We start from the raw sequence: 26,906 nt of genomic DNA, 5'->3' as shown, positions 1-26,906 counted from the left end.
CCCTTCTTTGGTTCCTTTCTTGGGCAAGCAAGAAAGGAACTCGCTGTCGGTCGACTACCGACAAACTCTACCGCTCGATGAGCGGATAATCTCAAACCACAGTCGGGGCGGGACCCGGCAACTCCGCCGCTCTCTGAGCGGCAAATCGAAAGGAGAGCACAGATGTATCTAGCCGGCGTCGACATCGGCGGCACCAAATGCGCCGCCTGCATTGGCCGGGCGGACGGCGAGCAGGTGGAGGTGCTCTGCCGCGCCGTTCCCCGCGCCACACGGGAATATACCCCAGCCGGGATGCTCGAGGCCCTCGCGGGAGACCTCCGCGACTGCCTTGCCGCGCTGCCCGCGTGGGAGCGCGCCGAAGGGATCGGCATCAGCTGCGGCGGCCCGCTCGACAGCCGCGCGGGAATCGTGCTCTCGCCGCCCAACCTGTCCGGCTGGGACGCGGTGCCCGCCGCAAAAATCCTGTCGGAGCGCACCGGCCTGCCCGCCTGGCTCTGCAACGACGCCAACGCGGGCGCGCTGGCCGAATGGCAGTACGGCGCGGGACGGGGCTGCCGCGACCTGGTCTTTCTCACCTTCGGGACGGGGCTCGGCGCGGGCCTCATCCTGGGCGGCAGGCTCTACGAGGGCGCGTCGGGCATGGCGGGTGAGCTCGGCCACATCCGCCTCGAGGCGCACGGGCCCGTCGGCTACGGCAAGGCGGGCTCCTTTGAGGGCTTTTGCAGCGGCGGGGGGATCGCCCAGCTCGCGCGGGCATTTGCGCTCGAGGAGCTCCAGGCGGGGAAAAGCCCCGCCCTCTGTCCCGACATGGCGGCGCTTGCCGCGCTCGACGCGCGCAGGGTGGGGGAGGCTGCCGCCGCGGGCGACCCGCTCGCCCGAAAGATCCTGCGCGAAGCGGGGACCCAGCTCGGGCGGGGGCTTTCCATCATAATCGACATGATGAATCCCAAAAAAATCGTGATTGGCAGCATTTTCGCAAGATGTTATAATGAGATATGGCCGGCGGCGCGGGAGGTCCTCGAACGGGAGGCGCTGCCCGCCGCCCGCGCGGTGTGCGAGGTGCTGCCCAGCGCGCTTTCCGAATCGGTGGGGGATATCGCCGCCCTCTCGGTCGCGCGCTACCACATCGAAACCGCGGAGGAACCGGTATGAAAGAACGCACCAGCCGGCTGACGGACGGCTTTTTCGCGCGCCATGAAGCATTCGGCGCGATCAAAACGGAGATTCTGGGCGCCTGCGGGCTGCTGCTCGACGCCTTCCGGCAGGGCGGCAAGCTGCTCGCCTGTGGGAACGGCGGTTCCTGCGCGGACGCCGATCACATCGTGGGCGAGCTGATGAAGGGCTTTCTACTCCGCCGCCCGCTGCCCGAGGCGGAACGCGCCGCCTTCGCCGAACGGTTCGGCGGGGAGGGGGCGGCGATCGCCGCAAAGCTCCAGGGCGGGCTGCCCGCCGTCTCCCTCTGCGCGCACGCGGCGCTCATGAGCGCCTTTGAAAACGACGTCGACCCGGCGCTCGTCTACGCACAGCAGGCATACGCCTACGCGCGGCCGGGGGACGTGTTCCTCGGCCTCAGCACGTCGGGCAACGCGGAAAACGTCCGCGCGGCCGCCATGGCGGCAAAAATTCGGGGCGCAAAGGTGATCGCCTTGACAGGCGAAGGGGGCGGAAAGCTCGCCCCGCTCGCCGACTGCGCGGTCCGCGCGCCCGAACGGGAGACCTACCGCGTGCAGGAATGCCATCTGGCAATCTATCATTTCCTCTGCGCGTATGTGGAATCGGAACTATTTGACGAATGAGGGGGTATCGCCATGCAGCCTTTTCGGCTGACGCCCGCCTGTAAGGACTACCTGTGGGGCGGGACCCGGTTGAAGACAGCCTACGGCAAGCGCACCGCGCTGCCGGTCCTGGCCGAGAGCTGGGAGCTTTCGGCCCACCCCGACGGCGACGGCGTGATCGCCTGCGGGGAATTCGCGGGGACGCCCTTTTCCCGGTTTGCCGCGGAGCATCCGGAGGCGCTCGGCGGAAACTGTGCGGGCGCGAAGGAGTTCCCGATCCTGATCAAGCTGATCGACGCGGCGCAGTTTTTGTCAATCCAGGTGCACCCGGACGACGGCTACGCCCGCCGCGTCGAGGGGGGACGCGGCAAGACCGAGATGTGGTATGTCGTCGACTGCGAGCCGGACGCCTTCCTCTATTTCGGGTTTGAGCGGGAAATTTCGGCGGAGGAAATGCGCCGGAGGATCGCGGACCACACGATCACCGAGGCGCTCCACAAGGCCCCCGTGCACAAGGGGGACGTCTTCTTCATCGGCGCGGGCACGATCCACGCGATCGGAGCGGGCATCCTGCTCGCGGAGATCCAGCAGAACTCCAACACGACCTACCGCGTCTACGACTTCGGTCGGGTCGGGGCGGACGGGAAGCCGCGGGAGCTGCATGTGGACAAGGCGCTCGACGTGACCCTGCGCGCGCCCGCTCCCGCGGGCGCGCCCGGCGCGGAAATGCTTGCGGAAACGGCGGATTTCCGCCTCAGGCGCCTTGCAAAGTGCGATTACTTTACAGTGGATGCGCTGGCTCTTTCGGGCAATTACCGCCGCGAAATGACGGGCGATTCCTTCGTTTCGGTGCTCTGCACCGAAGGGGGGGCGGCGCTCTCCTGCGGCGGGGAGGAATTCCCGCTGCGCGCGGGGGAGAGCCTCTTTGTCCCGGCGGACGCGCCGGGCTTCGCCCTCGCCGGGAACGGCGAGCTGCTGCTCACAACGGTATAGGAGGAAATGCGATGTATTACATAGGCGTCGATCTGGGCGGGACCAACATCAAGGTGGGGATCGTGGATGCGGAGAGCTGCGCCATCCTCGGGGAGGGGAGCCTGCCGACCGCGCTGCCCCGTCCCGCGGAAGAGGTGTGCGCCGACATCGTCCGGGCCGCCGGGGACGCGCTCCATGCGGCCGGGCTGGACCTTTTGCAGGTGCGGGGGATCGGCGTGGGCTGTCCCGGCACCATCAACCCCGAAACCGGCGTCGTGGAGTACTCCAACAACCTCGGCTGGCGCGATTACCCGATGCGCCGCTACCTCAGCGAGGCGCTGGGACTGCCCGTCGCGATGGGCAACGACGCAAACGTCGCCGCCCTCGGCGAGGTGTGCGCCGGCAGCGCCAGGGGCGCTTCCAGCGCGGTCATCGTCACGCTCGGCACCGGCGTGGGCTGCGGGGTGGTGCTCGCGGGCGAGATCCTCACCGGCTACAACTACGCCGCCTCCGAGCTCGGGCACATGGTCATCCGGTACGGCGGACGGCTGTGCACCTGCGGGCGGCACGGCTGCCTCGAGGCCTACGCCTCCGCCACCGGGCTCATCAACCTGACCAACGAGGCGGCCGCCGCCCATCCGGACAGCCGGCTTGCCGCGCTCGCCGCCGCAAACGGCGGCGCGGACGGGCGCACCGCCTTCCTCGCCGCGAAGGAGGGGGACGCCGCCGGACAGGCGGTCGTCGACGCGTACATCGGCTACCTCGCCTGCGGCGTGACCAACATCATCAACATCTTCGAGCCGGAGGTCATCAGCCTCGGCGGCGGCATCGCCAAGGAGGGGGAAACCCTGCTCGCGCCGCTGCGGGAGCGCGCCTACGCCGAAATCTTCGGCGGGCGCGGGGAGAAGTACACCCGCATCACCGCCTGCACCCTCGGCTACAAGGCCGGGATCATCGGCGCGGCCATGCTGGCGCACAAGGACGCCTGATCCCAGAGAACAATTTCATTGACAACCGGGCAGCTGTGACAGAGATCGCGGCCGCCCGGTTGTTTTCTTTTTCCGCGCCTGGGGCAAACTGCCGAAAGAGCCCGGCGGAAATTTTGGCAGTTTGCCGGGCGGCGGGGAAAAGCCCGGTCAAAACCGCAAAGAATCCGGCTGCATTTTTAGCTGGAATGGAAAAACTGCGCGCGTTTATGGGTTTTCGACAAGAAAAAGGGGCGAAAAAGGGCAAAACGGATAAGTTTTTCCGTTTATGCCCACCTCTCCGGAATGGAAATTTGGACGATCCCACAAAAATGTGGAAAGATGTCGAGCGGTTTGACGGAGAAACCAGGAAAATGCTTGTGGACTCCTACGAATTGCCTTCCAGAAGATTATGGACATTGCAAGAAAATTCGTCATATAGCCCAAACCTTATTGTAAATTTTAGATAACATGCTATAATCGAGCTAAATAAAAAAGATTGCTTCTATGCAAGGTGCATATATTCCGGCCAATCTTTTTTACATGCTTGCAAGCAGCAGCCGAATGATCCCGTTGATTTCCGATTTGAAAAAAGGAGGAGCTTTTTCCATGAAACGCATCCTTTCCATCCTCTTGTCCGTTACGCTGGTCTGCCTGCTGGCCGCCTGCGGCGCGCCCGCGCAGCAGGGCGGCGACGCCCCGCAGGCGGATGCGGCGCCCATGCGGGCGCTGCGCCTCGGCACCGGCTCGGTGGGCGGCACCGACAACGTCGCGATCGAGGCGATGTCCTCGGTGGTCAACCGCAACTCCGACATCAAAACCTCCACCGTCACGACAACCGGCGCGGTCGAAATCATCAACCTGCTTGATTCCCGCGAGCTCGAGGGCGGCTACACCGGCTCGATCAACCTTGTGCAGGCGCTGCGCGGCGAGGAGCCCTTCCAGAAGGAGATCCCCGCCAGCTCGATGCTCCAGGCGTTCGGGTTCGTCTCCTGGCGGCTGCCGGTGCTGACCGTCGCGGGCAGCGGCATCGAGAGCTACGAGGACCTGCGCGGCAAAAAAATGGCCTTCCCCGACGTGGGCTCCGCCTCGACCGAGGTGCTCAAGATCGTCCTGCGGGAAGCGGGCGTCCTCGACGACGTGAACATCGAATATTTCACCTGGAGCGACGGCTTCTCCGCGCTCAAGGACGGCCGCGTCGACGCGTGCGTCGGCACCTGGGGCAACGGCGTGCCGCCGGCGGGCATCATCGAGCTGCTCACCGTGCGCGACATCAACATCCTCTCCCTCCCGCCCGAGGTCGGCGCTAAAATCCACGAGATCAACCCCGGCATCATGGCGCAGGATCTGACCCACGCGGAGTGCGACATCATCCCCGAGGGCGATCCCAGGCTCTCCCCGGTCAATGCGGGCGTCATGATCTTCCACGCCGACGTGCCGGAGGAATCGGTCTATGAGTTCACCAGGGCGTGCATCTCCAACATTGAGGAGCTGGGCAAGATCACCCAGGACCTGAAGCCTCTCAAGGACTACGTCACGAGCGTCTGCGTCGAGGACGTGCCCTTCCACCCGGGCGCCGCGCGCGCGCTCAAGGAAGCGGGGCTGTGGGACGACCGCTTCACCGTCTACGGCGAATAACCGAACCACGACCCGCCGCCCGGAGGACCGGGCGGCGGAGCGGGCGGGCTCGTACCGCGCTGTGGAAGAGGGCCGGAAGGCCCGCCCGCAAGGAAAAAGGAGGCATCCATGCAACAGCGTAACCTGCCCGGCGATTACAGCCGGCGCAACCGTACAATCGACCGGCTGACCACCGCCACGGCCATCCTGATGAGCGTCTACCACTTCGTCTCGGCGCAGAAGCTGCTGGTCTTTTCGGACATCCATGTGGCGATCCACATCTGCTTCGCGCTGGTGATCGTCTTTTTGCAGAAGATGAAGCTCGACGACAGGCGCCACCCGGTCGAAAATTCACTGCTCGCCGCGCTCGCGCTGGCGAGCGTGGGCGTGACCATCTTTATCGCCGCCAACTACGAGGCCTTCAAAACCTCGATGGGGCAGAACCCGCCGGGCAAGGTGCTCTCGGGCGCCATCCTGCTCGCCGTGCTGATGATCGGCACCTACCTCACCTGGGGCAAAACGATCCCCATCATCGTGCTGATCGCGCTGGCCTACGGCTATTTCGGCCCCTATATGCCCGGGTTCCTCTACCACGGGGGACTCAGCCTCGACCGGGTCATCACCTATTCCACCACCAATTTTACCGGCGTGTTCGGCATGCTGGGGACCATCTCGGCCAACACGATCGTGCTCTTTTCGATCTTTGCGGGGCTCATGCAGGCGTTCGGCGCGCTCGACGCGATCATGAACGTCGCCATGGCCGCAAGCGGCAAGGTCCGTTCGGGCGCGGCACAGGTCGCCGTGCTCAGCAGCGGGCTGGTCGGCTCGGTGACGGGCAGCGTCGCCGCCAATATCTCGATGACGGGCGCGGTGTCCATCCCGCTCATGAAGAAGCGCGGCTACCCGCCCGAGTTCGCGGGAGCGTGCGAGGCGGCCGCCTCCACCGGCGGCGCGATCCTGCCGCCCGTCATGAACGCGGCGGCCTTCATCATCGCCTCGTGGACGAGCACCCCCTACATCAAGATCGCGCTGATCGGCGTGGCGCCCGCGCTGCTCTACTACTTCGGCATCTCGCTGAGCATCTACATCAAGGCGATCAAGCTGGGGGACAAAAAGAACGAGGACGACGCGCTCCCGCACTTTAAAAAGGCGTTTCTGGAGTTCGTGATCTACATCATCCCGCTCATCGTCCTGGTCGTCTTCCTCGTCAAGATGTATTCCCCGCAGGTCTCCCTCTTCTACGCGATCCTCGCGCTGCTGCTCGTCGGGCTGATCCAGCAGGTGCGCGGGAGCGGGCTTGCCGGCTGCGTCCGCGGGTTCGTCCGCAAGACGCTCGACGGGCTGGCGATCGGCTCCAAGTCGATGGCGATGATCGCGGTGGTCATGGCGATCATGGGCGTGGTCGTCCAGATCCTGACCGCCACCGGCCTGCCCTCCAAGATCTCGCAGTTCGTCATCACGCTGGCGGGGGACAACCTCTTCCTGCTCGCGCTCTTCGTCGCGATCACCTGCCTCATCTTCGGCATGGGCATGCCCGCCGCGCCCGCCTATATCCTCGCGGCGCTGCTCGGCGCGCCCGCGCTGACCGCCTTCGGGGTCCCGCTGCTCGCGGCGCATTTCTTCGTCTTCTACTACGGCGAGCTCTCCGCGGTGACGCCGCCCGTCGCGATCGGCGCGCTCGTGGCCTCGGGGCTCGCAAAGGGCGACTTCATGAAAACCAGCCTCATCTCCATGCGGCTGGCGGTCTGCGGCTTCGCCATCCCCTTCATGTTCATCTTCCGGCCGGAGATCCTGCTGATGGGCACCCTGTGGGAATTCGTCTGGAGCATCCTGATGGTCATGGTCTTTGCGTTCGCCTGCGTGATCTTCTTTGAAAACTTCTTCCTGGAGAAGCTGATCCTGCCCGAACGCATCGGCGCGGCGGCCGCCGCCTTCTGCTGCATCTGGCCGCATTTCGCCTTCGACTTCGTCGGCCTGGCGCTTATCGCGCTGGTCGTCGCGTCCCACCTCTGCCGGCACCGGCGCGCGGCCCGCGCACAGGGCGCGGAAGGACCGGCCGCCTGACCGGGCGGCCCGAAAAATATTGGGGAAAGGCGGAAATTTACCGGATGGACGCACACAAAAAGATCGTAATCTGTTCCACCCTCGACACCAAGGGGGAGGAGACCCTCTACCTCAAGGCGCAGCTCGAGGAGCGCGGCGCGCAGGTGAGCATCATCGACATCGGGCTCAAGCGCACGGCGCGCAGCTTCCCGGTCCAGTTCACGCAGGACCAGGTTGCAGAGAGCGCGGGCAGCTCGTTTGCCTCGGTAGAGAACATCCTCTCCCGGTTCGAGGCGTCGAAAATCATGATGGAGGGGCTCTTGAGCATCACCCAGAAGCTCTGCCGCGAGGGCAACCTCGACGGGATGATGTCGCTGGGCGGCTCGGGGGGCACCACCATCGCGAGCTACGCGATGCAGAACCTGCCGCTGGGCATCCCGAAGATCATCGTCGGCACGATGGCCTCGGGCAACACGGTGCCCTACGTGCAGGGGCAGGACATCCTGCTCATCAACTCGGTGGCGGACATCCAGAGCATCAACTTTTTGACCGAATACATCCTCGGGCAGGCGGCCGCCGTGATGTGCGCGATGATCGACGGGCCCAAGATCGCCCGCCACAAGAAAAAGGCGATCGGCATCACCGGGTTCGGCGTGACCACCCCCTGCGTCCAGCGCTGCAAGGAGCTGCTCGAGGAGATGGGGTATGAAATCGTGATCTTCCACGCGCGGGGCGTCTCGGGCGGAAAGATCATGGAGAAGATGATCCGCGAACGGTTTTTCGCGGGGGTGCTCGACATCACGACCACCGAGCTCGCGGACGAGGTCGGCGGGGGCGCCTACGCGATCGGCCCGGAGCGGCTGCGGGGCGGGGTGGAGACGAACATCCCCTACATTGTGGTGCCGGGCGCGCTCGAAATGATCAACATCGGCCCGGAGGAGCAGCTGCGCCCCGGGCAGGCGGACAAGGTCCGCTACTATCACAATCCGAGCCTTCTCAAGATCCGCGCCGACAAGCGGGACATGCGGGCGCTGGCCGAGCTCTTCGTCCACAGGCTCGGGGACGCGGCGGGCAACACCCGGCTGGTCATCCCCACGCAGGGATTTTCCGAGATCGACAAGGCGGGCAACGTCTTCTACGACCCGGAGACCGACGCGGTCTTCACCAGCGAGGTCAAGGCGAAGATGCCCCCGCAGGTCCCTGTCATAACAAAGGACTGCCATCTCAACGACCCCGCCTTCGCCGAACTGCTTGTGCGGGAGCTCATCCGCATGATCGACTGGGACGCGGTCCGCAGGGGAGAGGCGCACGCCTGACCCCGCCGCGGTCCCGGAACTGTAAGGAGATTTGCCAATGCAAGGAACGAAAATCAACCGCGACACCATCCTCGAAAACCTGCGCGCCGAGATCGCCGCGGGCCGCCCGATCATCGGGAGCGGCGCGGGCGTGGGGCTGATCGGCCGGATCGTCGACCGCGCGGGCATCGACCTGATCGTCGTCTATAACTCGGGGCATTTCCGCATGAACGGCTACAGCTCGATTCTGGGGAACCTCCCGGTCGGGGACGCCAACGCAATGGTGCTCGAGATGGGGGAGGAACTCATCATCAACGCCGTCCGCCGCGCGCCGGTCATCGGCGGCATCTTCGGAGTCGACCCCACCCGCGACATGCGCCGCTTCCTCGAGCGGATGGCCGACGTCGGGTACTCGGGGGTCATCAACTATCCCACCGTCGGCAAGATGAACGGCCGCCTGCGCTACGAGCTGGAACACGTCGGGCTCGGGCTCGACCGGGAGATCGCCACCATGCGCATGGCCGCCGACATGGGCTTTCTGACGCTCGCCTATGTCTTCTGCCCCGAGGACGCCCGGCGCTACGCCGCGGCGGGCGCGGACGTGCTCGTCTCCCACGCGGGGCTGACGCAGGGCGGGGACATCGGGCTCCAGTCGGACGGCACCCTCGAGGAATCGATGGAAAAGACCGAGGCGATCCTGCGGGCCGGGCTCGAAGAGAACCCCGGCATCATCCCCCTCTGCCACGGCGGCGCGATCATCTCGCCCGACGACGCCCGCGCCGTCTTCCGCCAGACCTCCGCGGTCGGGTTCATCGGCGCGTCGAGCATCGAACGCATCCCGGTGGAGCAGATCGTCTCCCGGACGGTCGAGAGCTTCAAAAGCCTGCCGCTGGACGAGGCGGCGGACCCGGCATAAAAACGCATCAAAAAAGGGGAGGCCCGCCAAACCGGCGGGCCTCCCCTTTTGCCTTTCCGCTGTGGAAATCCGTATGGGAATGTGGTATCATGGGGTTACACCACAAGCCGCGCGGCGCCGAGCGCCGCGAGCAGCAGGCCCGAAAGGACGCCCAGCGCCCGTTTCGGGACAGGCAGGCGGGAGAGCCGCTTGCCCACGGCCTCGCCGAGCGCGAGGCAGGCGGTCTGCGTCACGCCGACGGCCAGCGGCAGCCAGAGGGAGCCCGCGCCCGCCAGCGCGAGCCCGATGCCCGCGCCGAGCATGTCGACCGAGAGGGAGAAACCGAGCAGCAGCGCCTCGCCCAAGTCGATCGAGCCCGAGTTGTCGAGGTCGCCCGCCGACGGCTCCCGGACGACTAAGATCGTCAGCCCCAGCGCGTGGAACCGCTTTTGCAGCGGCGGCTTTTCCGAGGCGGGGGAGGCCTCCCGCGCGGGCAGCAGGGAACGGACCGCCGCGCCCGCGCCGAGCAGGATCAGGATGCCCGCGCCGATCCAGCGCCCGGCGCTCGGGGGGAGGAACGCCCCGAGCGCGCCGCCCGCCGTGACGGCGGCGAAGGCGAAGCCGGTCGAGAGCAGCGCGATCGCGGTTTTGGCGGCCGCGCCGATTTTGACCCCGCGCAGGCCGAAGGAGGCGCCCGCGGCGAACCCGTCGGCGCTCAGGGCGAGCGCCGTGACAAAGACAAATAGCATGGACCCAACACCACCCGTATGTACCGCGCGGGAGACCCGCGCCTAACCCATACTATGGCGCGCCGGGAATTTGGTTCGGCGGGCCGGGCCCAAAAACAAACGACAAGGCGGTTATGCAGATGAACAAAACAGGCTTTTCCCCGGCGGACATTCTGATTCCGCGGGAGGCGGACATGACGCGGTGGAGCGTCGTGGCGTGCGACCAGTACACCTCCGAGCCGGAGTACTGGGAGCGGGTCGCCCGCGAGGTGGGGGACGCCCCCTCCACGCTGGACATGATCCTGCCGGAGGTCTACCTCGACGAAAAGGAGGCCGGCGCGCGCATCCCGCGCATCAACGCGGCGATGCGCCGCTATCTGGACGAGGGGCTCTTCCGCACCCTGCCCGAAAGCTACGTCTACCTCCAGCGCACCCTCGCCCCCGGCAAGGTGCGGCAGGGGCTGGTGGGCAAGCTCGACCTCGAGGAATACGAGTACGGCGCGGGCAGCCAGTCGCTCGTGCGGCCGACCGAGGGCACGGTGGAAAGCCGCCTGCCCCCCCGCATCCGGGTGCGGGAGGACGCGCCGCTCGAAAGCCCACACATCATGGTGCTGATCGACGACCCCGGCCGCACCGTCATCGAGCCGCTGCGCGCCCGGACGGGAAGCCTGCCCCGGCTTTACGACTTCGAACTCATGGAGGGGGGCGGACGCATCTGCGGGTGGCGGGTGTCCGGCCCCGAGGCCGCGCGGGTGGACGGGGCGTTCGGCGCCCTCGCGGAAAAGCTCGGCGACTACGGCGCGCGCTTCCCCGGCAAGCGGCCGCTGCTCATCGCGGTGGGGGACGGCAACCACTCGCTGGCCACCGCCAAGGCCTGCTGGGAGCGGCTCAAAAAGGCCCTCCCCGCGGAACAGCGTGAAACCCATCCCGCGCGCTACGCGCTCGTCGAGCTCGTGAACGTCCACGACGAGGCGCTCGAATTCGAGCCGATCCACCGCATCCTCTTCGGCGTGGACCCCGACCAGGTGCTCCGCGAGCTCCAAGCCTACTACGACACCGGCGAGGACGCGGTGGGCGGGCAGTCGTTTGAATACGTCTGCGGCTCCCGGCGGGGGCGGCTCTACGTCGCCAACCCCTCCTCCCAGCTCGCCGCCGGGACGCTGCAGAACTTCATCGACTGGTACCTCGGCCGGTTCGGCGGCAAGGTCGATTACATCCACGGGGAGCAGGTGGTCGGGCACCTCTGCAAAAGCCCCGGCACGATCGGCTTTCTGCTGCCGGTCATGAAGAAGTCCCAGCTCTTTCCGACCGTCCTGCTCGACGGCGCGCTGCCCCGCAAGACCTTCTCGATGGGGCACGCGCATGAAAAACGCTACTATCTGGAGTGCCGGGCGATCCGGTAAACAACAGCCTTTGGAGGTGCTTTCATGAAACGGGAAATCCTCATCGCGGCGGCTCTCGGCGAACGGGAGCCCGACCTCGTGCTCAAAAACGCGCGGGTCGTCAACGTCTTTTCCGGGGAGGTCGTCCCCGGCGACATCGCCATCGCCGGCGGGATGATCGCCGGCGTCGGCAGCTATGACAGCGGGGAAAGGGTCGTCGACCTCGGCGGGAAATTCGTCGCGCCCGGCTTCATCGACGCGCACGTGCACGTCGAGTCGTCGATGGTGTCGCCGCCCGCCTACTGCACCGAGGCGCTCGGCTGGGGCACCACCACCCTCGTCACCGACCCCCACGAGATCGCGAACGTCGCGGGGGGCGCGGGGGTGCGGTTCATGCTCGACACCTCCGCGAAGCTGCCCGTCAACTACTATGTGCAGCTGCCCTCCTGCGTGCCTGCGACCCCCTTCGAGCACGCGGGCGAGGTGTTCACCGCTGAAAAGATGAAGCCCTTTACAGAGGAGCCGCGCGTCCTCGGGCTGGGCGAAATGATGAACTACCCGGGCGTCGCGGGCCGCGACCCCGCCGTCATGGCCAAATTCGAGCTCTTTTCCGGCCGCGTCGTCGACGGCCACGCGCCCGGCATCACCGGCAACGGCCTGCAGGCGTACATCGCGGCGGGCACCTGCACCGACCACGAGTCCACCTCCTGGGCCGAGGCGCACGAGAAGCTGCGCGCCGGACTGGCGGTGCTCGTGCGGGAGGGCTCGGCCTGCAAAAACCTCGCGCCGATCATCGAGGGCGCGCTCGCCGACGGGGTGGACACCTCCCACATGGCCTTCTGCACCGACGACAAGCACCTCGCGGACATCCGCCGCGAGGGGACCATCCGCTGGAACGTGAAGCGCGCGGTCGAATGCGGCCTCGACCCCGTGAAGGCGATCCAGATGGCGACGATCAACGCCGCGCGCATCCACCGGCTCCACGGCCTCGGCGCGGTCGCCGCGGGCTACCGGGCCGACCTCGTCGTCTTTACCGACCTGCGGGAGATCGACGTGCGGGCGGTCTACAAGGACGGGAAGGAATTTGTCCGGGGGGCCTTCTCCTTCGGGCTCGTCGGGAGCGCGGGGGAGGACGACCCGATCACCCATTCGGTCCACCTCGCGCCGCTTTCCGACGGCTGCCTCGCGCTGCCAAAGCGGGAGAGCTACCCGGTCATCAACGTCATGCCCGGCAACGTCACGACCACCCGCACCGATCTCCCCGCCTCCGAGGTCGATTCGCTCATCGCGGCGGGGAAGCTGCGCAGGATCGCCGTCTTCGAGCGGCACCACGCCACCGGAAACGTCGGCGTGGGCCTCATCGCGGGCTACGGGCTCACCCACGGCGCGGTGGCCACCACCGTCGCGCACGACTCCCACAACCTCATCGTCGTGGGGGACAACGAGGCCGACATGCTCGCCGCCGTCCGGGAGATCGAACGGGTGCAGGGCGGCTACACGATCGCCGCGGACGGCAGAATCCTCGGCACGCTGCCGCTGCCCGTCGCCGGCCTCATGAGCAACGAAACCGCCGACACCCTCATCCCCGCGCTCGACGGGATGATCGCCCTGGCGAAAAAACAGGGGGTCGCGGAGGGAATCGACCCGTTCATTACGCTGAGCTTCATGGCGCTGCCCGTCATCGGGGAGATCCGCATCACCGACATGGGGATGTTCGACGTGACGAAATTCTCCTTCATCGAATGAAAAATCCCTTCCCGTATTCCGACAGCAACAAGCGTTACCACACCTACACCTGTTTTCTCTCCCGCCGGTTCGGCGGCAAGGTCTCCCGCGTGCCGCTGAACGCGGGCTTCACCTGCCCCAACCTCGACGGGACGAAGGGCAGGGGAGGGTGCGTCTACTGCTCCCCCGCGGGCAGCGGGGAGTTCGGCGGCGACCCGCGCCTGCCCATCCGGGAGCAGTTCTCCCAGGTCGCCGCGCGCATGGCCGGCAAGTGGGACACCCCACGGCACATCGTCTATTTCCAGGCGCGCACCAACACCTACGCGCCCGCGGACACGCTGCGCCGCCTCTATGAGGAGGCGCTCGCCTGTCCCGGGGTGGTGGGGCTGGCGGTCGCCACCCGGCCCGACTGCCTGCCCGACGAGGTGTGCGGGCTGCTCGGGGAGCTGGCGCGGCGCACCTACCTGACCGTCGAGCTCGGGCTCCAAACCGTCCACGACGCGACGGGGGAGCGGATCAACCGCTGCCACAGCTACGCCGACTTCCTCGAAGGGGCCGGGAAGCTGCGGGCGTGGGGCGTACCGTTCGGCGTGCACCTGATCGACGGGCTGCCCGGCGAAACGCATGACATGATGGCCGAAACGGCGAAGCGGGTCGGCGGGCTGCGCCCGCACCTCGTCAAGATTCATCTGCTGCACCTGCTCGAGGGCACCGCGCTCGCGCGGGAGTACCGGGAGAAGCCTTTCCCGCTGATGAGCCGCGACGAATACGTGCGGACCGTCTGCGACCAGCTCGAATGGCTGCCGCCCGAATGTGTGATCGGGCGGCTCACCGGCGACGGCGACCCCGAAACGCTCATCGGGCCCGACTGGAGCCGCAAAAAGCTCTGCGTGCTCAACGAGATCGACAAGGAGCTCGCGCGCCGGGATTCCTGGCAGGGAAAGCGCCTCGGGAGCATGCCCGCCGGCGGCGCGGCCCCGGGCTGACGGGGCGAAGTCGGCCCGGGCGGGCCTTCCAGCCGCCGGATACCGGGGCGATATTTCGCTAAAGTCGAGTTTAACGAAATCCGGGGTGGGAACATGGGACAGGCCGCGCGCCCCGGACGGACAGCCCGCCAAACACGAACGTGGGACCGCCGCCGGACGCGGCGTGAGACAGACAAAGGAGGATACCGGTATGAACCAGCTCTTCTCCGACATCGCCGGGCTTGAACGGTACAAGCTGTTCGGGGGTTACTATCTGCAGCTGGGGGATCTTTTCATCTTCGCGCTGCTGCTTGTCACGATCCTCCTGACGGCGATCGTCGTACTGCTCATCAAGCACAACGTCGATTATCACTACTACCACAAGCTCGAGGAGGAAAACCGCCGCCTGCACTATGAGATCATCCAGCTGAAAGCCACCGAGGCCGTCCGGAAGGAACAGGCGGCCAGCAATCAGAGGAACGAATAGATTTTCTATTCGTTCCTTTTTCCGTTCCTTGTGCGATTGCCCGGATTAAGCCGGGCGTAGCCCGCCGCCGTGACGCCAAAAGGCCGCCGCCCATGACGGGCGGCGGCCTTTTCCTGCGTTCTTCTCAGTATTCCACCTTATACATATAGCGCCGCATCATCAGCGGGTGTTTCTTCGCCGCGGCGAGGCCGCCAGCATAGTCTAGGCCGATTACCCAATGCAGGATCGGGCTGAAGAACTCGACGACCGAATCCGCGATCGAGTTGATCCCCAGCTCCTTGACGTCGATGATCTCCACCTTTTCGGCGTACTTGCCGAGGAAGCGCAGGGCGCGTTCATCCAGTGCGCGAGTGCGGCCCTCCGATTCAAAGACGAGGAAGGGGGTGTTCTTGTCGGTGATCTCGAACGGGCCGTGGAAGTATTCGCCCGTGTGGATGCTGCTTGAATGGACCCATTCCATCTCCATGAACATGCAGATGCTCTGCATATAGGAGACGAAGGTGGAGGGGCCGCTGCCCATCGTATAGATGACCGGCTCGTCCTTCATCCGCTCGCCCCACGCCATCGCGCGGCCGTGGATCTGTTCGAGGGCCTTCGTGCAGATGCCGGGGATCTTCCCGAGGCCGTCCAGCGCGTCTTCATAGAAGGCATAGCCCTCGGTCTGCTCGAGCAGTTCGATCGCCAGAGTCAGGATCACGTATTGGTTGAGGTTCTCCACGATGTTGTCGGTTTCGATCCGGTAGATCACCGTATAGTCCCCGTACTGCTCCAACGGGACATCGTGCTTGGAGCAGAGCACCACGACGCTGGCGCCCGCTTCCTTGGCGACCCGGGCCGCCTCCACCGTCTCGGGCGTGCCGCCCGCAAGCGACATCGCAAAGACGATGCAGTCCTCACCGAGCGCCTTGGGGGTCGCGTGGACAAACTCGTTGGCGGTGACGGAATCGCAGGCCAGCTCCTTCGCCTCCGACTTGAGGAAGTAGGTCATCGGGTAGAAGCAGGACAGGCTGCCGCCGCAGGCCACGCAGTAGGCCCGTTTGATCCCGCCGAGCTTCTTTTTCGCCTCCACGATTTCGGCAATGATCTTCCGGATATCGGCGGGAGTCGTGTAAACCATCTCATTCATGCGTTTCTTCTCCTTATTATTCAATCTGCCGGGCGTGCCCGGCGGTGCGTCAGGCTGCGGCTTTCGCCATTTCTTCCTCACGGGTCACCAGGCCGCCGGGCGTGCGGACGACCGCATCGACCGTTTCGCCGGCCAGGATCTTCTGGACCGATTCAACCGCAAGGCTGCCGATGTTCATGGGGTTCTGCGCCATCGAGGCGATGATCTGGCGGCCCTCCTGCATCGCCTTGACCTGCTCGGGGGTCGCGTCATAACCGATGATCTTCACGTCGGCGAATTTGTCCGGGTAGAGCTCCACCGTGCTCAGCGCGCCCAGCGCGCAGTCGCCGCAGTTGGCGAGGATCAGGTCCACGTCGGGGTTGGCGTTGAGCGCGTTCTCAACCGTTTGAGCGTAACCGGCACGCGCCTGGGTGCCGGGGTCCATCTGCTCGATCACTTCCACGTCAGGGTAATCCTTGAGCGCGTCATAATAGCCTTCGCAGCGGTCCTCCAGGCTGGTCATGCCGGGAGCCGGGGTGATGATCAGCACCTTGCCCTTGCCGCCGATCGCCTCCAGTCCGTAGAGCGCCGCCTCTTTGCCGCCCGCGCGGTTGTCCGAGGCGATGAAGCAGGAGACGTTCTCGTCGATCGTGCTGTCCACCGTGACGACCGGGATGCCGGCCGCAGCGGCTTTTTCCCCGGCGCCCGCGAAGGCCGCCGCATCAAGCGGCCAGAGGATGATGGCGTCCACGCCCATCTGGATAAAGTTATCCACCTCGTCGTTGCCCTTGGAGAGATCGAGCGCGTAATCGACCTCGCTGATTTCGACGCCCAGCTCCCTGGCCTTCTCCTGCACGCCCTTCTGCAGGTCCACGGCGAATTCTTCCGCCAGCGTGCAGTAGGCGACGCCGATATGGGTCTTGCCGCCGTTGTCCGCCGGGGCGGGGTCCCCCGCGCCGGACGCCGCGGGCGCGCTTTCGGAAGCGCCGCAGGCCGCGAAGGCGAGCAGCATGGCCAGAGACAACAGGACTGCGATTGCCTTTTGGAATTTTTTCATAATTTCCTCCCGTTTCTGTTATGGAATCAGGGGGTCCCCCGCTCTCGCGGGGCCCCGCGGATACGGAATGCCTAAGCCTTTTTCGTCTTGCGGCCGTTGGAGGATTTGCGGGCGATGTCGATGATGACCGCTCCGGCGATGACGGTGCCCTTGACGACCATCTGCCAGTAGGAGTTGATGCCCATCATGACCATGCCGTTGTTGATGACGCCGAGGATCATCGCGCCGAGCAACACGCCCCCGATCGACCCCTCGCCGCCCGCAAGGCTGGTCCCGCCGATCGCCGCGACCGATATCGCGTCCATCTCGTAGCTGACGCCCATTGTCGGCTGGGCGGACTGCAGCTTGGAGGAGAGCAGGATGCCGCCGACTGCGGCGGCCGCGCCGCAAAGGCCGAAGCTGAAGAGGGTGATCCGGTTGATCTTCAGGCCGGAATAGCGCGCCGCCGTGGGGTTGCCGCCGGTGGCGTAGATCGAGCGGCCCATCGCGGTGTGGTTGAGCAGCACCCAGCCGAGGAACATCACCGCGAACATCCCATAGATGGGGATCGGGACGCCGAACCAGCTGTCCTTGCCGATCGCAAGGTAGCCCTTGGTCAGGCCGGTGACCGGCGAGCCGCCGGTGATCAGGTAGATCGCGCCGCGCACCACCTGGGTCATCGCCAGCGTAAAGACGAAGGCGGGAATTTTGGTGGTGCAGACGACCAGCCCGTCGAACACGCCGATCGCAATGCCCGCCGCAAGCGCGGTGAGGATCGCGGCCACCATATTGCCGCCCGCGTTCATCACCATCGCGGCCAGCACGCCGCACAGGCCCGCGATCGCGCCGACGCTCAGGTCGAAATAGCCGTTGATGATGAGGATCGCCATGCCGACGCCCATCACGCCGTAAATGGACATCTGGCGCAGCACGCCGATCACATTCTCGATCTTGATAAAGTTGGGGTTCTTAGCCGTCACAATGACGACCATCAGCACCAGCACCAGCATCAGTCCCGAATATTTGACCAGGATGCGCAGCAGCCTGCCCCCGGCCCTTTTCTCTTCCTGTTCCATCACTTGACCTCCTCTATCGCATAGCGCATGATCGTGTCCTCGCTGAATTCCCCGCGGGCGAGGATGCGGTTGATCCGCCCCTCCCGCATCACGCAGATGCGGTCGCACATCGCGATCAGCTCGGTCATCTCCGAACTGATCAGCAGGACCCCGACGCCGCTCTCCGCCAGCGCGGAGATGATCGTATAGATTTCCGCCTTCGCCCCCACGTCCACCCCCTGGGTGGGCTCGTCCAGGATGATCACCTTCGGCAGGCAGCTCATCCATTTGGCAAAGACGACCTTCTGCTGGTTGCCTCCGCTCAGGTTGCTGACCGGCTGGCTGTCGGTGGGTGTCTTGATCCGCAGCCGCCCGATCTGCCCGGCGGACGTCGCCCGCTCCTTCTCATGGTCGAGCAGAGGCCCGCGGACGTGCCTTTGCAGGCTGCTCAGGGTGATGTTCTCCCGCACCGACATCAGCTGCACCAGCCCCTGGTGCTTGCGGTCCTCGGGCACCAGCCCGATCCCCTCGGCGATCGCCCCGGCGGGGGAGGTGATTTTCAGCTCCCTCCCCTCCAGCAGCACCTGCCCGGAATAGGGGTCGATCCCGAACAGGACGTTCGCCGTCTCGGTGCGCCCCGCGCCGACCAGCCCCGCGAAGCCCAGAATCTCCCCCCGGTGCAGCGTGAAGGAGATATCGTGCACCGATGCGCTCTCCACATGCCGCAGCTCGAGGATCTGCTCCCCGATGAGAACCTCCTTCTTCGGGAAGAGGTTCTCCATGCTGCGCCCGACCATCATACGGATCAGCTGGTCCTGGTCGATCTCCGAGACCTGCCGCTTGCCCACAAACATCCCGTCCCGCAGGACGGTCACCGTGTCGCAGAGGTCGAAAATCTCCTCCAGCCGGTGGGAGATGTAGAGCACGGTGATCCCCTGCTCCTTCAGCCGCCGGATGATCTGCTTGAGGTTGTCGCACTCCTCGGTGGTGAGCGAGGCGGTCGGCTCGTCGAAGATGATGAAGCGGGAGCGGAAGGAGAGCGCCTTGAGGATTTCCACCATCTGCCGCTTGGCCACGCTCAGTTCCCCGACCACCGCCCGGGGCGGCAGGTGGATGCCGATTTCGTCCATCAGCGCCGTCACCTTGCGGCGAAGCGCACGGTAATCCACAAAGCCCAGACGGTTTTTTTCGTACCGCCCGACGTAGATGTTTTCCTCGATCGTCATCAGCCCCACCTGCATCGGCTCCTGATAGACGGTGCTGATCCCCCTGTCGTGGGCGGCGTGGGGGGAGAACTCCTCCACCAGCCCGCCTTCGAAGAGCACCTCCCCGCTGGTCGGCGGCTCGATCCCCGAGAGAATCCGGATCAGGGTGGATTTCCCCGCGCCGTTCTCCCCGACCAGCGCGTGGATCAGCCCCGGCTCAAACGAGAGGTCCACCTCCGTAAGGGCCTTGACCCCTCCGTAATGCTTCGTGAGCCGCCTGGTCTGCACTATGTATTCCGACATCTTCCGCGCCCCTTCCCCTGTTCGGCAGATTCCAAAGCTCCGCTTGTTTTATGACATTATTATATGCTACAATATATAACAAGTCAATCCTTTTTGCCGCATTTACGTGACAAAAATCCCGTTGATTTTTATCAGTTATAGACAATTTATTAATCTTTTCAGTTTTATCCCTTGCATAATATCATATATCATATTATGTTATATTTGATCACATTTGAAGGGAGGCAACCCCTGTGAAGCTCTCGTTCCTCACCCTCCAGTTCAAGCGCTACCCCCTCGAAACCAGCTTCCTGATGGCCCGCCGCTACGGATTCGATGGGATTGAGCTGTGGGGCGCGCGCCCCCACGCCTACCCCTACGACGGGGACGACGCCCTCGTCCGCGATATCCTGCGCTGGAAGCGGGAATACGGCGTCGAAATCCCCATGTACACCCCCGAACTGCTCGCCTACCCCTATAACCTCGCCTCCGCCCTCCCCCGCGAACGGGAGGAGACGGTCGCCTATCTCAAACGCGCCGCCCGGTTCTGCGCGGCGATCGAATGTCCCGGCATGCTCGTCTCCTGCGACCACCCCGGCTACGGGCGGAACGCCTCCGAGGCGTGGGGCGACCTGGTCTCCGGCCTGCGGGAGGTCTGCCGCGAGGCGGACGCGCTCGGCGTCTCCGTCAGCATGGAATCGCTCGGCCCGAACACCAGCCCGATCGTCAGCCGCGCGGACGACCTCGCCCGGCTGATCGCCGATGTGGGCGTCCCCAGCTTCGGCGCGATGCTCGACATGGCAATCCCGCCGCTCGCCGCGGAGCCGATGTCGGAGTACCTGGACAAGCTCGGCGGGCGGCTGCGCCATGTGCACCTCTGCGGCTGCGACGGCATCTATGAGACCCACCTCCAGGTCGCGCCCGGGAGCGGGACGATCTCCTTTGAGAGCTTCCTCCCGCTGCTGAAGGCCCACGGCTACGACGGCTGGTGCTCGGTCGAGGTGCTGGAGCCCTACTTCCGCGACCCCGAGTTCTACCTCTCCGAGGCGAAACGCTACCTCGACGGCCTGCTGGGCTGACGGGCGCAAAAAAGCGGCGGCGGGTTTCCCCGCCGCCGCTTCCCCGCCTTCAGAGCTCGCGGAGCATCGCAGCGACCTTCTTATAGCCCATGCCGAACCGGGACACCCCCATTTCCCGCATGGCCTTGAGGGTTTCATAGCCCATGATCCCCCCCGCCGCCTTGATCCGGATGCGTCCGGCGGCCGCATCGCTGACCATCCGCACGATCTCCAGCGTGGTCGGCCCGAAAAAGCCGGTGCCCGTCTTGATAAAGTCGGCGCCCGACGCGATGACCACCTCGCAGGCGGATTTGATCTGCGCGGGGGTCAGCAGCGGCGCTTCGATAATCACCTTGAGGGGGCATTTCACCGCTTCGCGCATCCGCTTGAGCTCCTCGAGCGCCCGATCCTCCATCCCCGAGCGGAGATAGGGCAGGTTGAGGTACATGTCGATTTCGCCGCAGCCCATCTCCTGGTAGAGCTTTGCGAGAAAGAGCTTCTGCTCGGTCGATTCAAACCCGCTCGACGCCGACACAAGCCCGCCCCCCACGATCGTGTGGGTGCCCTTCAGCTCCCGCAGCAGATAGGGGTAAAAGCAGTTCAGCCCATAGACGAGGTGCAGGTCGAACTCCTTCGCCGCGCGCACCAGCTCCTCCATGTCCCGAAAGTCGTGTTCCGGACTGATCGCCACCGCATCCATCTGGTGCGCGATCTCCAATGCCAGTTTGCTCATAACAACCGCCCTTTCCTATATTACATTATGATGTATAATGATATAATACAACTATACCCTGCCGACCTGTCCGCGTCAACCGCAAACAGGCAAAAAAACGCATAAAAAAACTGCCGGAAAACCGGCAGTTTCTCTAAAACCTCTGTGTTTTACGGCCTGCGGGGCGGCTGGGCGATGTAGGAAATCCGCACCCGGTCCCCCACAAGCAGCTCCTTTGTCCGGCGGACGGGCCGGCCCTCCCGGTCGGTGGAGAGGTCCCGCAGCAGCAGCAGCGGCGACCCGCCCTGCACTCGCAGCCACTCCGCCTCTTTCGCGGTGGCCATGCAGATTTCAATTGTCCGCTCGCTGGAATAGAGGCCGTCCGCCAGCCCGCTCTGGATCATCAGCCCGTTGAGGGACTTCTTTTCGAGGTCCTCCTCCATCAGGAAGGAGAACTCCTCCCGCATCCGGTCCTCGGCGAGGATGAGCGGCGTCTCGTCCGCGTAGAGCAGACGGGAGAGGTAGACGATCTTCTCCCCGCGTTTGGCCCCGAGCTGCACCATGTCGCGCTCGTCGGCGTCCACCAGCTTTTTGAAGAGCTGCACCCGCTTGGGCTCCAGATCGTTCTGGCGGCACATCTCCTCAAAGCTCGACACCCCGATCGTCAAAAGCTGCTTGCTTTTGGCGTTGGTCACGAAGGTCCCCTTGCCCTGGATCTTCACGAGCATCCCCTCGTCCGCCAGCTCGGTCAGCGCCGCGCGCACCGTGATCCGGCTGACCGAAAACATCCGGCTCAGCTCCGCCTCGGAGGGAATCCGCTCGTTGGGCTTCCAGCGGCCCGCGGCGATCTCGTTTTCAATCAGCTTGCGCAGCTGCCGGTAGAGCGGGATCACCGTCAGCGGCTGGGCGCACTGCCCCAGCAGGTTCAGGCTCTCGGCCACTCCTCCACCTCCATCCTTGTCGTCCCGATATTTGTTATAATATATAATAACATAAAATTCCCACTGCGGCAATCCCTTTTGAAAAGTTTTCTTTTTTCTGCTGTTTTAACGGATTTCTATTGACTTGTATGTTATTGTTATATATTATGATATTATAGCCGATTCAACGATCAATAAGGAGGGCATTATGTTCAAGCTCATTGCCATTGGGGATAACAACATCGATACCTACGCGGCCTCGGGCGTCTCCTACCCCGGCGGGAACTGTCCCAACGTGGCCGCCTATGCCGCCATCAACGGCTACCCGTCCGCCTATATCGGCGTGGCCGGCCTGGACAGCTTCGGGGACCTGCTGGCCGGCGGGCTTGCCGAAACCGGCGTGGACGTCTCCCACCTGCGGCGGGAGCGGGGAATCACCTCCCGGGACGTGATCGTCTCGCGGGAGGGAGACCGGACCTTTACCCAGTACGACCGCTCGATCATCGACGCCTTCCCGCTTTGCTTCGACGAAGGAGAACTGGATTACATCCGCTCCTTCGACCTCATCCATACCAGCATCTACTCCACCTTCGCGCCCGGCGCCTTTGACCTGCTCTGCGGGCTCGGCGTGCCGGTCTCCTACGATTTTTCGGTCGAGTGGCAGCAGGAGTTCACCGACCAGTCGGGCGAGGAATACCTCCAGGAGCTCACCCCCCTGCCCCCCGACTTTTTGGAGAGCGTCTGCAAAAAGGTCGATTACGCCTTTTTCTCCTGCAGCAACGTCTCCGAGGAGGAGACCGAGGCGCTGCTGCGCCGTGCGGTGGGCTTCGGCTGCCGCCTCGCCGTGGGCACCCGCGGGATGCACGGCTCCTTCTGCTTCGACGGGCACGGGTTCTACCGCCAGGACGCCTATCGGACAAGCGTGGTCGACACGCTCGGCGCGGGGGATTCCTTCATCACCCGTTTCCTGCTCACCTACCTGGACGGCGCGCGCCTGCTGGAACACTGCACCGGCACGCTTCCCGCGCAGGGCGGCTTCCTCCCCGGGGACCTCGGCGACTACCGGCAGAAGCTGGTCCGGGCCGGTCTCTCGCAGGCCGCGCTCTTCGCCGCGCGCTCCTGCCAGGTCGAGGGCGCGTTCGGCCACGGACGGCTCCTGTAAAAAATAGCCGCTTAGGCTATTTTTTCGCGCATGGGGCGGGGAGCGCGTAAGCGCGCATCCGCCTGCACATGGCCGTTCCGTATGATGGCCAAGCGGCTCGCCCCTGCGGGGCAACCGCCGCAGATGGCCGATTTTTTATTGCTTTGCAATAAAAAATAGTGGAACAACCTTTGTAGGGCGGGGGCTTGCTCCCGCCGAAACCCACGTAAACTCTATCTTTTCTGGCTTCACGCAGCGGGGTAATAAACAGCTTTCAAATGCCATTTGACGCTTTTTTGACGCCCGTGCTCCGTGAGAACTTATAAAAAGGATTAAGAAGATATGAGGGATTAGGTTCCATTGGGAGCGAAAAGCTGCTTTTCCATGTGCTACGTTGGAAATTCATTTTTGTTCCTTTCCATTCCGCTTTTTGAAGTCGAAAACTTCCGTAGCAAGCATAGGAAGAGGGTACCCTCTTCCGAAAAACTACTTGTTTGCGCCCAAATCCTCATTAGTGTGGTATAATTTTCATACTACAACAGGGAAAAGAGGTTGATAATAAAATGAATGAGGAAATAAGGTATCCGGCAATGTCATCTCACTTTTTAAAAGGCGAGATGCCGCTTACCGATAAAACAGGAAATCAAGTAGCTAAATTAGAAGATTTCTGGAGTTGGGCATATTCGGATTTGCTTGGAAACACCGAAAGGGGAGCATTGGCAGAATATATAGTCGCATGCGCCATGGGAATACAAAACAAGGAACGTATTGCATGGGACAAATATGATTTATTGTCGGCGGAAGGAATTGCTATTGAGGTAAAGACTTCTGGTTATCTTCAAACGTGGGAGCAAAAAGGCCTCTCCAAACTTATATTTGGCATCCAGCCTACATTGGCATGGGACAGTAAAACGAACGAATATGATACGCTAAAGAAGCGGCAAGCTGATATATATGTATTTTGTGTTCATAAACACAAAGAGCAACAAACGGTCAATCCTTTGGACTTGAAACAGTGGGATTTTTATCTTTTACCTGCAAAGGTTTTAAATGAAAAGGTAGGAAATCAGAAAAGCATTACTCTTTCATCGCTTTTAAACATCGGCGCTATTCCATGTGAATATGCAGATTTGCACAGAAAAATTGTTGATTTGGTCGACAAGAGTTAATGTAAATCATGAGATGAATTTTTCTCTAAGGGAAACAGATCCACCTGTGCTTATTAACGTTAAAGCGAACGGTATCGCCGTTGTTGACAAGTCGCCTGTCTCTGCTTGTATAGCAATTACGCAAGTGAAAGCAGAGCGGTTAAGAGTTTTATGCTCCTTCGTTTCAAAAGGCCATTCTACTGCGTGACAATCCGTGAACATTTGACGCTTTTTTGACGCCTGTGTTTACAAAAGAAAGATTTACAGAGTTATAACGAGATATAAGAAGATGTGCGAAAAGCCTTGATGTTAAGCCACTTTTCAGTAAAGCTCATAAACACTTGTAAAGACTTTATAAGACGATGTTCGTCTATAAAATCAATAAAAAATAGCCGCTCAGCGGCTATTTTTTCGCGCATGGGGCGGGGAGCGCGTAAGCGCGCATCCGCCTGCACATGGCCGTTCCGTATGATGGCCAAGCGGCTCGCCCCTGCGGGGCAACCGCCGCAGATGGCCGATTTTTTATTGCAAAGCAATAAAAAATGCTCGGCGCATCCTTTCTTGTGCGATCCGCCCGGATGTAGTACAATAGGGACAAATGAAACAGGGAGGCTGGGCTTATGCAACTATCCTTTTTTGGCGCGGATCACGAGGTCACCGGCAGCTGCCACTATTTACAGGCGTGCGGGAAGAAAATCCTCATCGACTGCGGCATGCAGCAGGGCCCCGATGAATATGAGCATCAGGAGATCCCCTTTGCGCCGGGGGAAATCGACTATGTGCTGCTGACCCACGCGCATATCGACCACTCCGGCCGCCTTCCCCTGCTGGCAAAGCTGGGCTTCCGGGGCGCGATCTGCGCGACCGACGCGACCTGTGACCTCTGCGGCATCATGCTGCGCGACTCCGCGCACATCCAGGAGTTTGAGGCCGAGTGGAAAAACCGCAAGGGCAAACGCGCCGGCCGCGAGGAGATCGAGCCGATGTACACCATGCGGGACGCGGAGGCGGCGATCTCCCAGCTCGAGCCATACGTCTACAACCAGGTCGAACAGCTTTGCGACGGGATCGCCATCCGGTTCATCGACGCGGGCCATCTGCTCGGGTCCGCGAGCATCGAGCTGTGGGTCACCGAGGAGGACGTCACCAAAAAGCTCGTCTTTTCGGGCGACGTGGGCAACCTCAACCAGCCCCTCATCAATGACCCGAGCTATATCGCGGAGGCGGATTACGTCGTCGTGGAATCCACCTACGGCGACCGGCTCCACAATCCCCCGCCCGACTATGCCGAAAGCCTCGCCCAAATCATCCAGCGCACCTTCGACCGGGGGGGCAACGTCGTCATCCCCTCCTTCGCCGTCGGGCGCACGCAGGAGATGCTCTATTTCCTGCGCGACATCAAGGCGCGCGGGCTCGTCCACGGGCACAACAACTTCCCCGTCTATGTCGACAGCCCGCTGGCCGTCGAGGCGACGAGCATCTTCCAGGACAACCGCGCCGACTTCGACGAGGAGGCCACCGAGCTCATCCGCCACGGCATCAATCCCATCACCTTCCTCGGCCTGCACCTCGCCATCACGAGCGACGAATCCAAGGCCATCAACTTTGACAACACCCCCAAGGTCATCCTCTCCGCGTCGGGCATGTGCGAGGCGGGGCGCATCAAGCACCACCTCAAGCACAACCTCTGGCGGCCGCAGTCGACCGTCGTCTTCGTCGGCTACCAGGCGACCGGCACCCTCGGGCGCGCGCTCATGGAGGGCGCCAAATCCGTCAAGCTCTTCGGCGAGACGATCGAAGTCGAGGCCGAGATCGTCTCCCTCGAGGGGGTCAGCGGCCACGCCGACCAGGCCGGGCTGCTCCGCTGGCTCGACGCGTTTGAAACCCCCATTGAACGGATCTTCGTGGTGCACGGCGAATCGGATGTGTGCGACTCCTTCGCCGCCCTGCTCGCCAAACGCTACAACGTCCCCGTCACCGCGCCCGACTACGGCGCGGGCTTCGACCTTTTGACCAACACCATGCTCGAACCGGGCGTCAAGCGCGAGGTCATGAAACCCGCCGCCAAGCCCGAAAGCGTCTACACCGGCGTGTTCGGCCGCCTCTACGCCGCCGGGAAACGCCTCATGGCCGTCATCGAGCACAACAGGGGCGGCGCCAACAAGGACCTCGCCAAATTTGCCGACCAGGTCAATTCCCTCTGCGACAAGTGGGACAGATAAGCGCGCGTCCCTTTGGTATCCCGATCATAGGACAGGAGGGTCAGCGACCCTCCCCCGTGTGCCCCGATTGACCGCATACCCAGGCGGCCGCCCCCATGGGGGGCCGCCGTTTGCGGGTACCGCCGTTTGCCGGCCCCGGTGCGCCGCGCACCAACCCGGCAAGGCCGGGGCAC

At 63.6% G+C, this 26,906-nt stretch carries 24 protein-coding genes; 17 read left to right on the top strand and 7 right to left on the bottom strand.

What is annotated here, in order from left to right; genetic code table 11:
• Positions 1-162 precede the first annotated feature (162 nt).
• From RCI06_RS09565 to RCI06_RS09525, 9 genes are all read left to right on the top strand, one after another.
• Positions 163-1,152, top strand: coding sequence for an ROK family protein (locus tag RCI06_RS09565; protein ID WP_306575805.1), 990 nt, complete (start codon positions 163-165; stop codon positions 1,150-1,152).
• Positions 1,149-1,796 (top strand): SIS domain-containing protein, encoded by a 648-nt coding sequence (locus RCI06_RS09560; protein ID WP_101548033.1) that lies wholly within the window; start codon positions 1,149-1,151, stop codon positions 1,794-1,796. The genes RCI06_RS09565 and RCI06_RS09560 overlap by 4 nt, the downstream gene beginning before the upstream one ends.
• 12 nt (positions 1,797-1,808) lie before the next feature.
• A complete protein-coding gene (locus RCI06_RS09555; protein ID WP_306575802.1) occupies positions 1,809-2,768 on the top strand; it encodes a type I phosphomannose isomerase catalytic subunit in 960 nt (319 codons plus the stop codon).
• An 11-nt stretch (positions 2,769-2,779) separates the two neighbouring features.
• Positions 2,780-3,736 carry an ROK family protein gene (locus RCI06_RS09550; RefSeq protein ID WP_306575799.1) on the top strand — a complete coding sequence of 319 codons (957 nt, stop codon included), beginning with the start codon at positions 2,780-2,782 and terminating at the stop codon, positions 3,734-3,736.
• Between the two features lie 35 nt (positions 3,737-3,771).
• Positions 3,772-4,182: a hypothetical protein gene (locus RCI06_RS09545; protein WP_306575797.1), complete on the top strand. Its 411-nt coding sequence runs from the start codon at positions 3,772-3,774 to the stop codon at positions 4,180-4,182.
• Positions 4,183-4,321: 139 nt separating this feature from the next.
• A complete protein-coding gene (locus RCI06_RS09540; protein WP_306575795.1) occupies positions 4,322-5,350 on the top strand; it encodes a TAXI family TRAP transporter solute-binding subunit in 1,029 nt (342 codons plus the stop codon).
• Positions 5,351-5,458: 108 nt separating this feature from the next.
• Positions 5,459-7,393: a TRAP transporter fused permease subunit gene (locus RCI06_RS09535; RefSeq protein WP_101548044.1), complete on the top strand. Its 1,935-nt coding sequence runs from the start codon at positions 5,459-5,461 to the stop codon at positions 7,391-7,393.
• 44 nt (positions 7,394-7,437) lie between these two features.
• Complete coding sequence (locus RCI06_RS09530; RefSeq protein ID WP_306575792.1) at positions 7,438-8,688, top strand: Tm-1-like ATP-binding domain-containing protein; 1,251 nt, start codon at positions 7,438-7,440, stop codon at positions 8,686-8,688.
• 37 nt (positions 8,689-8,725) lie between these two features.
• A complete protein-coding gene (locus RCI06_RS09525) occupies positions 8,726-9,583 on the top strand; it encodes a phosphoenolpyruvate hydrolase family protein (RefSeq protein WP_276873164.1) in 858 nt (285 codons plus the stop codon).
• A gap of 95 nt (positions 9,584-9,678) precedes the next feature.
• On the opposite strand, the gene RCI06_RS09520 is transcribed toward RCI06_RS09525, so the two are convergent.
• Entirely contained in the window at positions 9,679-10,311 is a 633-nt protein-coding gene (locus tag RCI06_RS09520; RefSeq protein ID WP_306575789.1) for a manganese efflux pump, read from the bottom strand.
• 119 nt (positions 10,312-10,430) lie between these two features.
• Here RCI06_RS09520 and RCI06_RS09515 point away from each other — a divergent pair, with 119 nt between their 5' ends.
• The 4 genes from RCI06_RS09515 to RCI06_RS09500 all read left to right on the top strand — a co-directional run bounded on the left by RCI06_RS09515 (position 10,431) and on the right by RCI06_RS09500 (position 14,849).
• Entirely contained in the window at positions 10,431-11,693 is a 1,263-nt protein-coding gene (locus tag RCI06_RS09515; RefSeq protein WP_306575786.1) for a DUF1015 domain-containing protein, read from the top strand.
• Between the two features lie 24 nt (positions 11,694-11,717).
• Positions 11,718-13,418, top strand: coding sequence for an adenine deaminase (gene ade / locus RCI06_RS09510; protein WP_306575784.1), 1,701 nt, complete (start codon positions 11,718-11,720; stop codon positions 13,416-13,418).
• On the top strand, positions 13,415-14,383 hold the full coding sequence (locus tag RCI06_RS09505; RefSeq protein ID WP_306575782.1) for a TIGR01212 family radical SAM protein: 969 nt from the start codon (positions 13,415-13,417) through the stop codon (positions 14,381-14,383). Before ade ends, RCI06_RS09505 begins: the two co-directional genes overlap by 4 nt.
• Before the next feature lie 190 nt (positions 14,384-14,573).
• The gene (locus RCI06_RS09500) at positions 14,574-14,849 is read left to right on the top strand and encodes a hypothetical protein (RefSeq protein WP_276873155.1); all 276 of its coding nucleotides are present in this window, start codon (positions 14,574-14,576) and stop codon (positions 14,847-14,849) included.
• A gap of 124 nt (positions 14,850-14,973) precedes the next feature.
• Here RCI06_RS09500 and RCI06_RS09495 read toward each other — a convergent pair whose 3' ends face one another.
• The 4 genes from RCI06_RS09495 to RCI06_RS09480 form a co-directional block, all read right to left on the bottom strand.
• The gene (locus tag RCI06_RS09495; protein ID WP_256152601.1) at positions 14,974-15,975 is read right to left on the bottom strand and encodes an SIS domain-containing protein; all 1,002 of its coding nucleotides are present in this window, start codon (positions 15,973-15,975) and stop codon (positions 14,974-14,976) included.
• A gap of 49 nt (positions 15,976-16,024) precedes the next feature.
• On the bottom strand, positions 16,025-17,011 hold the full coding sequence (locus tag RCI06_RS09490) for a sugar ABC transporter substrate-binding protein (protein WP_306575780.1): 987 nt from the start codon (positions 17,009-17,011) through the stop codon (positions 16,025-16,027).
• Positions 17,012-17,082: 71 nt separating this feature from the next.
• On the bottom strand, positions 17,083-18,066 hold the full coding sequence (locus RCI06_RS09485) for an ABC transporter permease (RefSeq protein ID WP_306575778.1): 984 nt from the start codon (positions 18,064-18,066) through the stop codon (positions 17,083-17,085).
• Positions 18,066-19,553, bottom strand: a complete 1,488-nt coding sequence (locus RCI06_RS09480) for a sugar ABC transporter ATP-binding protein (RefSeq protein WP_306575776.1) — start codon at positions 19,551-19,553, stop codon at positions 18,066-18,068. Before RCI06_RS09480 ends, RCI06_RS09485 begins: the two co-directional genes overlap by 1 nt.
• Positions 19,554-19,786: 233 nt before the next feature.
• On the opposite strand from RCI06_RS09480, the gene RCI06_RS09475 reads away from it, so the two are divergent.
• Positions 19,787-20,611, top strand: a complete 825-nt coding sequence (locus RCI06_RS09475) for a TIM barrel protein (RefSeq protein WP_306575774.1) — start codon at positions 19,787-19,789, stop codon at positions 20,609-20,611.
• Positions 20,612-20,660: 49 nt separating this feature from the next.
• Here RCI06_RS09475 and deoC read toward each other — a convergent pair whose 3' ends face one another.
• Complete coding sequence (gene deoC, locus RCI06_RS09470; protein WP_256152605.1) at positions 20,661-21,323, bottom strand: deoxyribose-phosphate aldolase; 663 nt, start codon at positions 21,321-21,323, stop codon at positions 20,661-20,663.
• Between the two features lie 149 nt (positions 21,324-21,472).
• Positions 21,473-22,243, bottom strand: coding sequence for a GntR family transcriptional regulator (locus RCI06_RS09465; protein WP_306575772.1), 771 nt, complete (start codon positions 22,241-22,243; stop codon positions 21,473-21,475).
• A 187-nt stretch (positions 22,244-22,430) separates the two neighbouring features.
• Here RCI06_RS09465 and RCI06_RS09460 point away from each other — a divergent pair, with 187 nt between their 5' ends.
• From RCI06_RS09460 to RCI06_RS09450, 3 genes are all read left to right on the top strand, one after another.
• Positions 22,431-23,384 (top strand): PfkB family carbohydrate kinase, encoded by a 954-nt coding sequence (locus tag RCI06_RS09460; protein ID WP_306575768.1) that lies wholly within the window; start codon positions 22,431-22,433, stop codon positions 23,382-23,384.
• A gap of 542 nt (positions 23,385-23,926) precedes the next feature.
• Complete coding sequence (locus RCI06_RS09455; RefSeq protein ID WP_256152608.1) at positions 23,927-24,532, top strand: hypothetical protein; 606 nt, start codon at positions 23,927-23,929, stop codon at positions 24,530-24,532.
• A 599-nt stretch (positions 24,533-25,131) separates the two neighbouring features.
• A complete protein-coding gene (locus RCI06_RS09450) occupies positions 25,132-26,733 on the top strand; it encodes an MBL fold metallo-hydrolase RNA specificity domain-containing protein (protein WP_306575765.1) in 1,602 nt (533 codons plus the stop codon).
• The last annotated feature ends 173 nt before the right edge of the window (positions 26,734-26,906 follow it).

Origin of the sequence: Anaerotruncus massiliensis (ex Togo et al. 2026) (genome assembly GCF_030825285.1) — a bacterium.
Taxonomy (GTDB): domain Bacteria; phylum Bacillota; class Clostridia; order Oscillospirales; family Ruminococcaceae; genus Anaerotruncus; species Anaerotruncus massiliensis.
The sequence above is the reverse complement of the archived record's forward strand: the minus strand, read 5'-3'. Positions and strand labels throughout refer to the sequence as shown.